The 13,655-nt window shown below is 59.0% G+C and carries 11 protein-coding genes; 4 read left to right on the forward strand and 7 right to left on the reverse strand.

All coding sequences use genetic code 11. The features are described from left to right. Positions 1–166 precede the first annotated feature (166 nt). Positions 167–1,531 (forward strand): hypothetical protein, encoded by a 1,365-nt coding sequence (locus tag JOF56_RS15095; RefSeq protein WP_209638255.1) that lies wholly within the window; start codon positions 167–169, stop codon positions 1,529–1,531. On the opposite strand, the gene JOF56_RS15100 is transcribed toward JOF56_RS15095, so the two are convergent. The 3 genes from JOF56_RS15100 to JOF56_RS15110 all read right to left on the reverse strand — a co-directional run bounded on the left by JOF56_RS15100 (position 1,528) and on the right by JOF56_RS15110 (position 4,396). Next, positions 1,528–2,385, reverse strand: a complete 858-nt coding sequence (locus JOF56_RS15100) for a hypothetical protein (protein WP_209638257.1) — start codon at positions 2,383–2,385, stop codon at positions 1,528–1,530. The two genes, JOF56_RS15095 and JOF56_RS15100, sit on opposite strands and share 4 nt — an antisense overlap. 66 nt (positions 2,386–2,451) lie before the next feature. Continuing rightward, entirely contained in the window at positions 2,452–3,813 is a 1,362-nt protein-coding gene (locus JOF56_RS60100) for a Crp/Fnr family transcriptional regulator (RefSeq protein WP_209638260.1), read from the reverse strand. Further along, a complete protein-coding gene (locus JOF56_RS15110) occupies positions 3,800–4,396 on the reverse strand; it encodes an RNA polymerase sigma factor (RefSeq protein ID WP_209638263.1) in 597 nt (198 codons plus the stop codon). The genes JOF56_RS60100 and JOF56_RS15110 overlap by 14 nt, the downstream gene beginning before the upstream one ends. 645 nt (positions 4,397–5,041) lie before the next feature. Here JOF56_RS15110 and JOF56_RS15115 point away from each other — a divergent pair. Continuing rightward, entirely contained in the window at positions 5,042–5,404 is a 363-nt protein-coding gene (locus tag JOF56_RS15115; protein WP_209638265.1) for a histone-like nucleoid-structuring protein Lsr2, read from the forward strand. A gap of 950 nt (positions 5,405–6,354) precedes the next feature. Here the strand turns inward: JOF56_RS15115 and JOF56_RS15125 are convergent. The 3 genes from JOF56_RS15125 to JOF56_RS15135 all read right to left on the reverse strand — a co-directional run bounded on the left by JOF56_RS15125 (position 6,355) and on the right by JOF56_RS15135 (position 10,298). Then, positions 6,355–6,762, reverse strand: coding sequence for a hypothetical protein (locus JOF56_RS15125; protein ID WP_209638270.1), 408 nt, complete (start codon positions 6,760–6,762; stop codon positions 6,355–6,357). A gap of 142 nt (positions 6,763–6,904) precedes the next feature. Continuing rightward, positions 6,905–9,436 carry a BsuBI/PstI family type II restriction endonuclease gene (locus JOF56_RS15130; RefSeq protein WP_209638272.1) on the reverse strand — a complete coding sequence of 844 codons (2,532 nt, stop codon included), beginning with the start codon at positions 9,434–9,436 and terminating at the stop codon, positions 6,905–6,907. Between the two features lie 109 nt (positions 9,437–9,545). Next, entirely contained in the window at positions 9,546–10,298 is a 753-nt protein-coding gene (locus tag JOF56_RS15135) for an MBL fold metallo-hydrolase (protein ID WP_209638274.1), read from the reverse strand. A gap of 485 nt (positions 10,299–10,783) precedes the next feature. Between JOF56_RS15135 and JOF56_RS15140 the strand changes: the two genes are divergently transcribed. Beyond that, positions 10,784–11,155 carry a hypothetical protein gene (locus tag JOF56_RS15140; RefSeq protein ID WP_209638276.1) on the forward strand — a complete coding sequence of 124 codons (372 nt, stop codon included), beginning with the start codon at positions 10,784–10,786 and terminating at the stop codon, positions 11,153–11,155. Positions 11,156–11,889: 734 nt separating this feature from the next. Here the strand turns inward: JOF56_RS15140 and JOF56_RS15145 are convergent. Continuing rightward, the gene (locus tag JOF56_RS15145) at positions 11,890–13,011 is read right to left on the reverse strand and encodes a restriction system modified-DNA reader domain-containing protein (protein ID WP_209638278.1); all 1,122 of its coding nucleotides are present in this window, start codon (positions 13,009–13,011) and stop codon (positions 11,890–11,892) included. Between the two features lie 177 nt (positions 13,012–13,188). On the opposite strand from JOF56_RS15145, the gene JOF56_RS15150 reads away from it, so the two are divergent. Next, the gene (locus tag JOF56_RS15150; protein ID WP_209638280.1) at positions 13,189–13,587 is read left to right on the forward strand and encodes a hypothetical protein; all 399 of its coding nucleotides are present in this window, start codon (positions 13,189–13,191) and stop codon (positions 13,585–13,587) included. Positions 13,588–13,655: the final 68 nt, after the last annotated feature.

The following is a 13,655-nucleotide window of genomic DNA, read 5'->3' on the forward strand; positions in this document are numbered from 1 at the left end:
CTAGGCGTCGCCTGGTCACGTCAAGAGGCTATATGGACCAATTTAGGTCAGTGGGCGCGTCGTGCGTCTGACACCTAGAGTTGACAGGCGGACCCCAAGTCGCACGGTCGGATGACATCCGATCGAATCCCCACCCACTTCCCTGCAAACGCGATGAACTACTCCAGTGCGCCGATGGGATCCCCTCAACGACCGCCAGCTCGCCGTCCTGCAGCGCGTCGCTGGCGGCGACGACCTCCACGATTCGGACAGTCCTACCCGCCAGTCAGCCGACGCCCTCCGTGACCGCGGCTTGCTCGACATCAACAGGCGTGGCGGCTGGCAGGCCACGCTCACCGACGCTGGTGCCTTCTACATCGAGCATGGCCACCACCCCGATCGTCCAACCAACACCGATGTCGCACCGTCGACTTCGGTGAGCAACCGGACACCGAGAGGAACTCGACCAAGGCAGACGGAACTAGAGATCACGGCTCAGCAGCTCATAGATCGGCTGCAAGAGAATGCAGGCGTCGTTACGGTGGTCGATCCCGAAGCGCCCACACGTGCGGCTTGGCGGCGGGCGATTCACGCCGCCAAAGAGGACGGTCTCCTGCCAAGAGGACATCACCTTCGCCACCGCGGGCGGGATACCGGCGATCTCCGGATCGAACTCGTTAAAGGAGAGCACCCCGACGCACGGCACTGGGCGCCGCGCCTGCGCGTGGACGTGCCCAATGCAATCGGCCAGGTGCATCCGCTCGTCGCCAAGCTGCAGCGTCGACCCGGTCGGATCTTCGTCACCGAAGCCAGCCTCAACCGGGCGCTCCGCATCCTGAACACGCTGTTGACCGAATGGGAGCGGCGTGGCAACTCGGCTGAGCTCGAGGACGATGCCCATGGCATCACGATGATCTGCGGCGAGTCGCGCTACGGCACGCAAATATCCGAGCAGCGCGAAGTCGTCGAGCAGTATCCGACGTCCGAGGAACTCGAACAAAAGAAAGTCTATGCATGGCAACGGGTCCAGCCGACCGAACGCGAGGTTGGCACCGGCTACCTCGTCCTGGAGCTGAAGCATGAATGGAAGTACAGCGGGCGTCGCCGGCGCTGGGCCGATCGTGCCAGGTGGACGCTCGAAAGCAAGCTCACGGACGTCCTCGCCGAGCTGGAGGCGCGCGCCCAGCTCGATGAGGAACGGCGTATCGCCAAACTGGAGGAGGAAGCCCGGCGCCAACAGGATTGCGAAGCTGCGATGGCGACCGCACGGTTCCGCTTTGCCGAGGACGTCAAGATCAAGGCGCTGACCGAACAGGTCGACGGTTGGGAACAAGCCGCTCGCATACGTGCCTACTGCGATGCGCTGCAGGCAGCCCAGGCCGATGCCAACAGCGATGTCACCGCGTGGATCGAATGGGCGCGGACGTATGCCGACCGCATCGATCCCTTGCGCCGCCATACGTTCCAGCCAGGTATCTCGGAGCCACGGCCGCAGGACCTGAAGCCGTACCTGGGCCGGTGGAGTCCATACGGCCCAGATGCGCGGTACTAGTCGTTGGGGCGCTGGCTGCGCTGCAACGTCTCGATGGGGACGCCGAGTTCCTTCTCCAGGTCCTGTGCAGTTGCCTTGTCGTGCTTGGCTAGGGCAGTAATAGCCCGCTCGACCAGCTTGCCGAGGCGAAAGACTTCTTCGCGGAGCGCCGAGAGTTCCGTATGCTGCTCTACAGCGTCCTGGCCGCACCACTCCCGCATCAGCCGCCAAGCAGGGATGTAGCGCTGGTCAACTTCTGCGCAGACCTCAGGCCTGAAGTAGTACTCCTCCCCGCGGCGGCTGCCGTGGTACTCACCGTGGATGGCCCGTTGACGAGCTTTTCGTTCTTCCTTCGCAACCTCGGCAAGAATCTCGTCAGCGAGCACCTGTGCAGCTCGTTTGGCGACGGTAAGCATCATGGAAAAGGGACAGGCCCACGTGCCGTCGCCCGACTGAATGCACAACGGATCACGAGTTAGTTCAGAGGCGTCCAGGTTGAGCTTCGCAGACAGCGCATCAAGATCGTTGATGAACAGGATGCCGTTGTCGCTGGAGCCCCCGATGCTGACACAGCCAAGAGACGACCGTCCATCAAGGATGAGCTCGGCGGCGAGAAGTTCTGCGTCATCGCCATGACGCCACGAGGCGTCGTGAAGGGCTGTCCACCGAGCTTCGCTCGCCAACCAGTCGTCGACCCTGCTCCACAACGTCTTCAGGCGAGCCGGCGGCACCCATTCCTCACGCCCCTCGAACTGGTCGGCCACGAACCTGACGAGCACCCGAGGTGGGCGGTTGGTGCCGATCCGAAGGACCTTGACCTGGACAACTGGGTCGCGTTGCTTCGCTCGATAGGCCCATTCCTGCCCAACTTCCACTGGTTCTCCTCGTGATCACGCAAGCTGAGTCGCGCCTGTTGGACCAGGCAACGACCGAAGCCGCGGTCACAGCACTTCGGCCCGCAGCCGCAGCCGAGACATGTCGAGAATAGAGAAATCGCGGTAACGACCGCTCACCAGCCCTTCCTGCTGGAACGAACGGATGATCTTTTCCGCAGTGGTCATCTTGATGCCTGCTATGGAGGCCAGCTCCTCCCTAGTCAATGGCATAGACAGGTTCCAGCGGTTGCCGACTCGGGTGCCATACGCTTCGTACAGATCAACAAGCACTTGAGCGACTCGTACGCTCGCAGGGCGACCGTGCTCGATCCGTCGCCTGTCGGACCAACGCAATCGTTCGCTTAGCATCGTCGCCACCTCAATGGCCGCGTCTGGGTGCCTCGCCAGGAAGTTACGCAGCTCGGCCCTTGTCATTCGTTTGAAGAAGACGTCGGTACACGTGATCACCGTGGCGGATCGCGGGCCGACATCCAGTGCAGCCATCTCGCCGATGAGATCACCGCCGGTCCTGATTGCAAGCAGTGTCCGTTCGCCCGCCGAGTTCGTGGCGATGACTTTCACTGAGCCGTGTAGCAACAACAGCGCATTCGAATCTGACTCGCCCTGGCTAATGATTCTCGCGCCTGCCGGCCTACTCTCCGAAACACCAATCACCAAGAAGTCCTCTCGGGTGCGATTCGTCAGCCGCCCAAGCAAGCTGGCCGGAGGGTATGGCGATGAGCCTTGATCCCGTCCCTCAGAGCTGCTCTCGTCGAGTGCCAGGCTTGTCCCTGAGTAGTATTCCCATGTCTTGCTGGGAGCGGCTGCGGGGAATGACATACCGGGCAAGACTTCCTTCGTCGCTCTCCGGTCTCGAGCAACAAGAGGCAGAATTGGCGCCGTGTCAGCATCTTGTTTCTCAGCACTTGGCTGGCTCGTCGTTGGCCCCATGGGGATGACGGCTTGAGAGGGTTTGCAGGCTGAAAGATTGGTGCTCGGCTGAGCGGCACTGTCCTTCGGCTCCTGCTTGACCGTGGTTAGAGCGGCCAACTTGCCTGACGCTTCAGACAATCCGCTCTGTTCGGCCTGTCGGTACCACTGTGTGGCTTCGTCAAGACGACCTAGCTGCTCGAGCACATCGCCAAGACGTAGTGCGGCGTCACCAAAATCGTGCACAGCTGCCTGGTGGAAGCACAGCGCAGCGCCATGCCAGTCGCCGCGTTCGGCGCTCACCGTGCCCATGCGATAGGCGGTCTCGTCGTCGACATCTTGATCATCCCAAATTGGCGCAGTACTTTGGGAGGCCGTCGGCCGAAAGGTCTGATATGCCTTGTGAAGCAACTGTGTACCGTGCTCGAGGTCATGGTCACGGGTGCTGGCCGCGATTAGTGCCTCGGCGGCGCCGCGGAGACGATCATTGAGACTCACGAGGCACCTCCCTCGTCGGTGCGGCTTCTAGGTCTTCGCCAAGCAGCTCAGCGAGATGTCGGCGCCCGAGGAGCAGGTGAGAACGGACTGCCCCCTCTGTTATGCGTTGTATCTCGGCGATGTCCCGCACCGGCAAGTCGAGGAAGTAGCGCAACCCAATCGCCTCAGCCTGGCGCGGCGGCAGTTTCCGTATGGCGGCATATACGTCGCATCGAGCATCCGCCAGGCCGAAGGTATCTGGTTGGGAACCGCGACGTTGGCTGGCTTGGGCGCCTTCGTCATCGCCAGTCGGCAGAATAGGCTGATAGCGCGATTCTTTGAGCGCCCGTCGACGCAACAGGCGTAGGGCAATTTTGAAGAGATACGAATGAGCTTTGCTCGGGTCGTCGAGCCCGGCCCAGTGTCTGCGGTGCAACAAAAAGCTGTCTTGAACGACATCCTCGATGAAACGGGTATCGTGCTGCGTAGTGGAGATGAGGAAGGCTAGAAGTTTTGGGCGCCACTGCTGGTAGAACACCAGCCAGTCAGCGTCCCACGATTCAGGCTCGTCTGGCACTTCGTGCGGCGCACTGGGCTCAGTCATGAGCGGCACCCTGCGGTTGACCCGCTTCATGACAGCGGTAGCTTGCAGGCACGCGAATGACCACGCTGGTTCCAGGACCAGACACCTCGGTGATTGAAGCTCCGGGTGGCAGGCTGTTGATCTGCCTGAGGGTCGCCACGCGAGTGGACCGCCGTTCCCGTTCTAAGGCAATCTGTGCCTTGCCCTCAACCCAGCTCCTGAGCACATCCCACATGCCGGTCTTCTCGGCTTCGGCAGCCGTCGTACAACGTCGCGACGTTCGTCGTCTTGCGATTTGCCGAATTACAGTGCCGAGGCTGCCCAGCCCGAGGACGAGTCCCAAGGCTGTGAGTAGCTCCGTCGGCACAGTTCTCGCCCTCTCGTCATCAAGAGACTGACAGCGGTTGTTGAGAGGTACAGGCGTGGACACCCACAAAACGTTTAACGTGCCTCCCAATTTCCGTAGGAATTTTCTATCTTCCCTGGTAGGAGACTTGGGCAGCTGGGTAGCTGATCAAGCTGGTGACACTTCGATGTGTACTTCGCGCCACGCCAGGGCCATGCAGGTATTGATCTACGAGCACCCCACGAACCTATGCTCTTCTGAGCTATCTCCGTTTGACCTCGGTCGTTACCGTCCGCCCTGAACAGAAAGTAGGCAATGCAATGGCCCAGAAAGTCCTCGTCCAGCTTGTCGATGACCTGGATGGCACCGCGTCTGATGACATCACCACCGTCACCTTCGGACTCGACGGGGCCGTATATGAGATCGACCTGACGGCCAACAACGCCGCCAAGCTTCGCAACCAGCTCGGCGACTTCGTCGACAACGCTCGGCGGACTGGTGGTCGAGTTAAGCGTGGTACCTCGCCCCAGGCCACCACACCGGTGGCCAACCGCCAGCAGACCAGGGCCATCCGCGACTGGGCGCGGCAGAACGGTTACGAGCTGTCCGACCACGGGCGTATCCCCAGCAATGTGATCGAGGCGTTCGAGGCTGCACACGCCAGCAAGGGAAAGCGGAGATAGCCCCGATCCAGATAGCCCTAGCCGACGGAACCACACTTGCTACTGTAGTCAGCCGATCTACAGCTGCTGGGCCCATGAGCAAGGTTCGCGGTCTGACCATACGGCGTTGAGAGATTCTATAACCCGAGCCAAGTGAATACGCGGGACCTGCTCGTTCTTGCCACCCCATTCCAGCTGTACTCCAGAAACGACATCTACGTCATCTTTCATGTTTGTTCTTCGGCGATGGCCCAAGCCGCGGTAACTGGTCGCGAAAGAGTGAGCTCTAAAGCCAGCTCATCTAAGCGGGCGGTCTTGCCGCCATCGTTGTCCTTCAGCCTGGTAGGAGCTGAGATGATGCTGTGGCGGCTGTACGTATGGTTGGACGAGCCGTCGGATCAGTCGTGCATCGACGGTTGGCAGTGGCACCAAGGACCGCCGCAGGTGGGCGCTCCATGTTCCTGGATTAGGAAAGATCGTGAGTTTGGGCACGATTTCCCTGAGCACAAGGCCTTCTCTAAGGGGTGCAATCGCGGATATCGTGAGTTTGCATCCGTATGGAAACTCTCGCTGCCCGAACCTAATGGGCTCCGTCAGGAGCTTTGTTTCGCTAGCAACTTTGGCTACACCCATCACTCGCCCCATGTCGCGGGTTGGATTGTGAAAGCAACCTCTGGCCGTGTACAGGAAAAGCTCGTCGCCAATCTCCATGCGGCCAGCGCCGGAGCGCTTCGAATTTGAGAAGGCCATGCGACTTTCGGCGAGAATCCAGGCGAGTGCTGTTGCGTCGCTGATGACGAGCAGGTAGGAGCGGGCCACACGTGGATGATATACTAGCCGAGACGCTTGTTGGCCCTCTAGGGGACTACATTAGGCTACCACTTACCACGCAGTGTATTCAATCCTGCTGCACATTCTCTTCTGGGTGAAGGCGTCTGGCTTGTTTTGACGAAATCCTAGAGCAAAATTTCTCAATGGAACCTACCTGCTAACCGTATCGCCTCGGCCTCGTAGGTAGAAAGGTGGGCTTTAAGCGGTTCCAAATGAGGCGACAGAAGTTCATTGAGCAGTTTGGCATCGTGAGAGGTTAGTTCCAACGGCGGCTGACGCAGCCGAGCGCTCCAGTGAGCTGGTTGAGGAAAAGCTTCCAACTGGTCGACTACTGACGCGAGCTCGACGCCTTTTCTTAGCGGGGCCATACCGAGAATCTGTAGCTTGCAGGCGTAGGCGAATTTGCGTGGACCAATCACCACCGGCCGGTCAAGCAATTTCGGTTTATTTGCGAGCTTGGCTTGACCGACCAGAAGTCCTCGGTCTCGCGACGTGTTGTGATAGCATCCGCGCGAGGTGTAGATGAAGATATCGTCGCCAACCTTCATGGCCTCGACTGTGCTTCGGCGTGCTTCCGGAAAGGCCATGCGCGAGTTCGTGAGAACCCATGCTAGTGCAGCCACATCGCTAATTACAACAAGATATGCTGATTGCATACCTTGAGGTTGCGTCAGTCCCGACATGGTGTCCTCACTTAGATGGAGTATTCTCCGGTTCCAAGTAGCGTTTGCCATCAAAGTGGATTATACGGTTGGGAGAATCGGCGCACCATACCTCGGTTTCCCATGCAATTTGTGCCAGGTCCTTGCGCATCTCCGCTCGGCTGGGGAAACAGCTGACGAAGACCAGCTCCGCTGTGCTCGCCGCAAATAGTGTTTTAAGCTCACTGAAGCGTTGCACGTGTACAGGACCATGACTGGATGCTGCTTCGAGTAGGACCAGCCAGTTCTTATTCGGCATGAATACGACGAGGTCCGGCATCTTTCCGTGTTCATCGAACACCACACCAAGGTCGGTAAATGCTTCTCTCTCCACATGTTGCCATTTATTGCCGGCATCACCGATGTAGAGGATCTCACCCCCAGGCGTGTAGGCGGGGCAGAACTTCTCGATCATGTCACGGATTAGTGGATTCTGACCACCCGGACTAAGTGCGAGAGTCTTACCGCCGGGAAGAGTCAGTGGGATCCGCATCAACTCGCGATCGGCGGTATACTGTTGCAACAGGCCGGGAAGTTTCTCTAGGTAATCCGCGAGCGCTGAGGCGAATTCTTTGGTCTTGTACTTGTGTATCAGCGCAATCGCAGGGTCGGTCAGTTGATAGCACCATTTAGGCGAGTTGATCGGCCGGTCGGGCTGATCTGGGTTTTGAACCACTAGGCCCGCTGCGGCAAACTGATGCAGCGTCTGGCGACGAATAGTCTCGCGGGTATTCGGCTTGTAGTCCCGACCATGGTGGGCCCGTAGAAAATCCATAATCTCGACTGTCCGCAAAGGGGGGTTCGTGGCTTCGTCCCAGGGCTGGCCAGGATGCAGCTGGGCTAGGGCCAGTAACACGAGTGCGGACCGTTCGTTGTGGCGTTCTGCATCGAACTGCAATGCTTTCAGGAAGGTTCGAGCGTCTGCGACGGTCTGCTCGGCTGGGCTCGTCACTCCATGTCCCCCTGGGTCGTCGTCGAGTTGGCCAAACACGTGCAACTTAACTAGCTTGTCCATCTCATCTTGATCTGACCAATGCTCCGGTGTTAGCGCCTGACCCAACGCAATGAGGTTTTCCCGAGCGGGATACTGCATATTCCGCAGATCGGTGGCGTTTACCTGCGTGTGGCCACTGAATTGCCTAAAGTACAGCTCCAGATTCTCTGAATTAAGCCACGCTGCGAGTCCAGCGGCAAGATCTGAGTCTAGCCCTTCATTCGCGTAGTGGAAAACATTGAGATGGTTCTCGAATCCGATCATCGACGTCGGGATATCCTCCGGGCCGATTACACAAGCTACGACTCGACGCGGTTCCTCTTTCGCGCTCAGTCGCTTCACCAATACGTAGGTGCCTCGGGGCAAGAGAAGCTTCCGCGACCCAGGCGCGTCCATGATCGCGTTCGGCTTTCTGGTGCTCTCCGACGGCCACACCACTTTTCCGGAGCGGAAATGATGAGGGTAGATAAGCGGAACGGCACCGTTTTCGGGTTGTGATCGAAGATATTCGGTAGCTCGAAAGTCGACGACACGGCCTGTAGAAACTTGCAGTTTGAGATCTGGGAGAGTTGCTGGAAGCTTCGATACAAGCCAGTTACTCTTGTCATCCTCCACATCAGTAGGGATTCGCAAAAACATCTCAGGGTCGTCAGGCTTTACTAGCTCGTCATACGAGACAAGCCGCTCGTGCCCCTGATCGGCGTGGCCGTTCGTCGTCACGATGGCAGTTTTGTCTGGCCTACGACCGTTTGTCGCGCTGAAAACTATCGTCTCCTGAAGCACTGCGGAGTCCGCGAAGAGGGTCCCTCGCTCGTTAAATACGCACACTCGGTCCAAGCCGACTTTTGCTAGGAGGTCGCGTCGGAACGGCCGGAAGTAGGCTCCGTTACAAAAGCTGCGCGGAGTAATTGCAACCAATTGACCTTGGGGGGCGAGCAAGCGAGTACTGAGGGCCAGGAACGCGGCATACAGGTTAGGAACCTCAACTCCAACCAATGAAAGATGCTTCCGGACGGACGACCCCCGTGCCACCTTGCCATACGGTGGATTCTGAATAACAACATCGAAATTGGGCTGTTCGTCTGGTCCGTCAAGGCTGCCCAAAATAAATGCGGTAGCCCATGGAATAAAGTCTGTCGAGACGATCTCGTATTCGAATTGACTATTGTGGGCGGCGGCGGTGACGCGACAGTCTTCAAGAGTCGCACGCAAGGGCTCGTGAAGCGATGGATCAACTTCCACAACAGTTGCCATAATCTTCAAATCTGGCCGCTCTCGTAGCGCTCGACCAACCAGTGCGGCTGTCAGAACACCTGCACCGGCCCCTGGATCGAGCACGGACAGTGTGCTGGTTTGGTCCAGCCGCGGTTGAGCCGCGATCCGTTCAGCTACTTCGCGGGGGGTGAAGAACTGTCCCAGCTCGCGACGTGTGGCAGGGGCCAGCTCCGTACCGGCAAGTAGCCGGCGCTCTTCCGTACGTGCGAGGAGATCATCGATGGAGCTGGTTTCGCCGGCGCTTCCCGTCATCGCGCCACCATATCGGGCTGTGTGGCCAAGGCTTTGGTAGTAGTACGGCGTGTCTATCGTTGCTGCTGTGGTGCAGGCAGGACCAGCGTCAACTCAGTCTGCGTCTCCTTCAGGCCGTTGCGATACGGCCAACACGGGCTAGCTCGATGTTGCCAGCAAAGCGAGCTTGGCAGCGCGCGAGCGCCTCGGCGGGCTTGAGGTCGGTCGTAAGACGGGTGAGAAGCACACGTTCGGCTTGGGCCTTGGTCGCGGTGTCAGCTGCATCTTCGGGAGTGCAGTGATAGTCCTGGCTAGTGCTCGCACCCGCTTCGATCAACAGAAGGTTGACGTTTCGCGCCAGTTCAACCAACCTCTCGCTTGGGCCTGAGTCAGCAGAGTAGGCAAACGCGCGCTTGTCCTGCTGTGCCCGAAGTCCGAACGTCGGCGTACGATGTGGGAGCTTGTGAGCCTGCAACTCGAGTTGGCCAACACGTCTGCTGAGACCGTGGTGCAACTTCCCTATGGTAAACGCCTCTTCAGTTGCGCCGGAACGTCCCAACATCCCGTCGAGCCGTCGGTGCCACCCCGGCGGTCCGAGAACAAGAGGGCGAGGCAGCGAGGGCGTGTGTACGTAGGCACTCCACGCGACCAGCAAATCGGCCCAGCGGGCGGGATGCAGATGGCTGATCCAGATGGTGGTGATGTTACGTAGGTAGGCGTGGCGTTGGAGCTCGGCGAATGTCCCTGCGCCGGCATCAACCCAGACAGCGTTGCCGCAGGCTCTAAGGAGGTAGCCAGAGCAAGGTTGCCCTGGGCGCGGATACACCGAGCCACATCCGAGCACAGTGATCGTCATCACGGCATCCGAGTTGATGGCGTTCATACTCGCGACTTCATACCCTTCGTCCCGGCCACTAGCCACTCGCTGATCCGCACCTCTACTGCTGGTGCACCCCTCCCATCGTGCTGCGGCTACGTCATCGAGGATCACCAAACAAGCCTCCTCTGCCGTAATCGAGCCATGGACCGACGGTCCGGGTGTTTGCGTCTGACGTGAGCATACGCAGATGGCTGGCGTTGGGACCGTTGGTCGATTGTTCAGCGGCCTGCTCTGATCTCACTGCGCTCTGGAACGTCCTAGGAGAGCGCCAACCATCTTGGAGTGCAAAGAAAATGTAGGGTTGTGGTTGTGAGGTAGCGCCTATCGGTGCTACCCCACAACAGCTGTGGAACCGCCTAGTTGATGGACTGGACCGAGTGCAGTTCGATCTCGCTGAAACTTGAATCCACGATCAGGTTATCCACGCGAGACAGATCGGGTTCCAGAAATGTTGCTACGTCTGCACGGACGACCTCCACATTTCGACTATGGACAATGAAACCGCCCGCGATATGGTAGTGAACCTGAATGCAAGGCAATTGATCTTCCCCCGACTCAACAGCGTTTATGGCCGTAATTGTGGCGTCGAACTCGATCGAGGCACGCACGAGCCCGGAGATGCCGTCAAGTTTGAGGCCTATCATGGAGTCGTCGCCAGCCCTTCCGATCTCAACGTTATCAGTTGTCGTGTGGTAGCGACCGCCGACACTGAAGCTGACTTTGACCTGGTTACGGGAGGACATCATGCTGAAGTGCTGTCTGAACGGCTGATGATAGTTTCGCCGTCCCAAATGCTAACTGCATCAAACCCGCTTGAGTCCAAAACCGTCGAATTAAGACTGTCAATAAACGTGATGTGAGATCGAACATCATCAATGGCATGGGCAAGCCGTGGAGGTTGAATTGTCGTGATCACGCCGTCGAACATTGCGCCCGTTCCTCCCTTGATACTCAAAAGGCAGTGACCTCGAGTGGGCCACCCCTGCGCACGCTGCGCGATGAGTGTGCGCAGGGGTGGCCGAAGAAGTCGGATGCAGCTTTCAAGGTATCAAAACGGCCACTTTAGGTTCAGTGAACTGCTGAACAAAAGAGGACTCGTAGAGACAGGTAAAGTAGATGACTGTCGTCAATCTCTGACTCGCCTATCTTGTTATATCAAAGCTTACGTGCATATTCAATGCGCCACTATGAAATAGTGCAGCGTTGATCGACGCGAGTATCTGAAGCGACGATCAAGAGGTCTGCGCGAGCTTGCTAGCAAAGTGAAAAAAGTTGGTTAGGTTAAGCGATCTTACCGAAGATGTGCAGGTGGGGTGATATGTCGTAGCGGGTGTCGGCGTGGATGGCGCGTTGAGAGGTTTAACGCCGACGTGCTTTCGTTTTGCCACGCGGGGGATAGGGTTCGACGTCCTCGGATGCGGCGAAGCCCGATCTCGTCATCATCGATGATCGCCCTTTTAGAGAGTGAGGGAAACCCGCCTGATCGGTGATCTGGCGACGGGCGGGGTAGCGGTTTCCCTGAAGGTTCAAAACCGGCACTTTTGTTGCCGTACGATATCTTTTCGTTGATTCGTTGCTCGCCATTCCTGTCAGTTTATGTAACTGAGCTTTGCGCGAGGCGTCGGCGTAGCTCTTTCAGGCGTACTGGGCGGCCGCTTGTAGGGTCGGGTGCCTTCCAGAAGTCCCAGCCATCGGTGGCCCGGGTCGTGTCCTTAAGGTCGGAGTCGGCAATGTCGATCTTGACGGCTTCGCCAGCAGCGCTTAGCGAGGTATAGGTCGTCCCTTTGACGCGGACTGACCCGTCAGGGAGAAGTTCGGCCTGCCGCGTCTGGTGTCGCCACTCCGCGGTCAGCGGCCTTCTGGTCGACAACATACCGGCGTTGATCAGGTCTCGAAGAGTTAGTGCCCGCTCTGCTGCACTGACCGTGACTCGCCTGCCGGAAGTTGCCGACGAGGCAGGGACAGGCGGTCGATCGGGCTGGTGGAGGTCTACCGGAGGGGCCGATGACGGTGTGCTGGTTGTGAGGCGGGTGCCAGCAAGCGGGACGGTGACAGGAAAGTCGAAGCTGGCACGAGCCCGCATGAGGCTTGCCCGGATGTCAGCACGGTTGAGGTCCGGTGCTTGTTTGAGGATCATGCTGACCAGTTCACGCGGTGGTTCCTGTCCGCCAAACAACGTGGTGAGTGCGCCATGAACCTGGCGGTCGACGAAATAGCTTTTCCACAGTTCCTGGATGCGGTTGTCGCGCAAGTCGTCACGCCCCAGCAGCGCAAGGACCTCGGCCGCCTGGTCGATGTCGTCGGCGAGCCGGACGGAGCGGAACAGCTTCTGCTCGATCGGTACGGGGGCGTGCGCGTTGTAGATGCGCCACTCCGACCCGTCGGTCAGCACGACCCACTCGACGCCGGCGACAGCGGCATAGCTGATCGTCTGGTTCGCCCACCGAGGATCGTCCAGGTTCTCGCCCAAGCCCTTCGCCTCAATGAACAACCGTGGGGTCCGCATGATCAGCAGGGCGTAGTCGACTGGATTGTCAGCGCTGCGTCGGCGATATTCCCGGTGTACTTCGTCGGGGTCGAGGACGTCCCAGCCAAGAGCTTTGATCACTGGCTCGATCAGACTGGCCTTGGTGTTCTGCTCGCCGATCCGCTGTCCTTGGCGCGTGTAGCGATCGAGCCGCTCGACGCAATCCTTGATCGTGTCATACAGCGCCACCGCCGCCTCCCGCCGCCGTCCTGGACACTTCCGATCAATCCAGCTGAAGTGTATTGCTGGTTACGGCGCTACTCGTGCCTCTTCGTTCACGCAGACAAAACCATCCGTGCGGGTGTAACGGCTTGGGGCACGGCGACGAACCACTCGGCAGATAGCTTGAGGGGTGAGGAGCACCTGATGAGACGGACGCCGTCAACCTTCGGCTTATCGGACGCCACGTGGGACTCAGCCAAAGCGCAGCTGCGCGCTGCCATTCTCGAAGCAGCTCGAGCCCGACAGATGACGTGGTACAGCCATGTCGCTGCTCAAGTGACTGCGGTGCACGTTGATCCCTTCTCGGCGCTCATGAATCACTTGCTTGGCGCCATCCTTGAGGACGAGCACGCAGCCGACCAGCCACTTCTCACCGCCATCGTGACCCACAAGGACGGCGACAAGGAGCCAGGCCCTGGCTTCTACGACATGGCCAGGTCGCTTGGATACCGCTTCGACGAGCCGTACGTCTTCTGGGCGACGCAGGTCCAGGACATTTTCAAGCAACACGGGCAGCCGAGGCGACGCAGCTCGCAGCTATGATCCGCGTACCGAGGTCTGTCGCGTCACCAGTCGCCATACCTGGATAACCAGTCTTGTCGTACCCAGAG

It is taken from the genome of Kibdelosporangium banguiense, from assembly GCF_017876405.1.
In the GTDB taxonomy this organism is placed as follows: domain Bacteria; phylum Actinomycetota; class Actinomycetes; order Mycobacteriales; family Pseudonocardiaceae; genus Kibdelosporangium; species Kibdelosporangium banguiense.

What these genes read in the sequence shown, in the direction of transcription:
- JOF56_RS15110 (WP_209638263.1), bottom strand. Translation starts at nt 4,396, where the DNA reads ATGACTGAGCCCAGTGCGCCGCACGAAGTGCCAGACGAGCCTGAATCG.
- JOF56_RS15115 (WP_209638265.1), top strand. Translation starts at nt 5,042, where the DNA reads ATGGCCCAGAAAGTCCTCGTCCAGCTTGTCGATGACCTGGATGGCACC.
- JOF56_RS15125 (WP_209638270.1), bottom strand. Translation starts at nt 6,762, where the DNA reads ATGAAGGTTGGCGACGATATCTTCATCTACACCTCGCGCGGATGCTAT.
- JOF56_RS15130 (WP_209638272.1), bottom strand. Translation starts at nt 9,436, where the DNA reads ATGACGGGAAGCGCCGGCGAAACCAGCTCCATCGATGATCTCCTCGCA.
- JOF56_RS15135 (WP_209638274.1), bottom strand. Translation starts at nt 10,298, where the DNA reads ATGAACGCCATCAACTCGGATGCCGTGATGACGATCACTGTGCTCGGA.
- JOF56_RS15140 (WP_209638276.1), top strand. Translation starts at nt 10,784, where the DNA reads ATGGACAATGAAACCGCCCGCGATATGGTAGTGAACCTGAATGCAAGG.
- JOF56_RS15150 (WP_209638280.1), top strand. Translation starts at nt 13,189, where the DNA reads ATGAGACGGACGCCGTCAACCTTCGGCTTATCGGACGCCACGTGGGAC.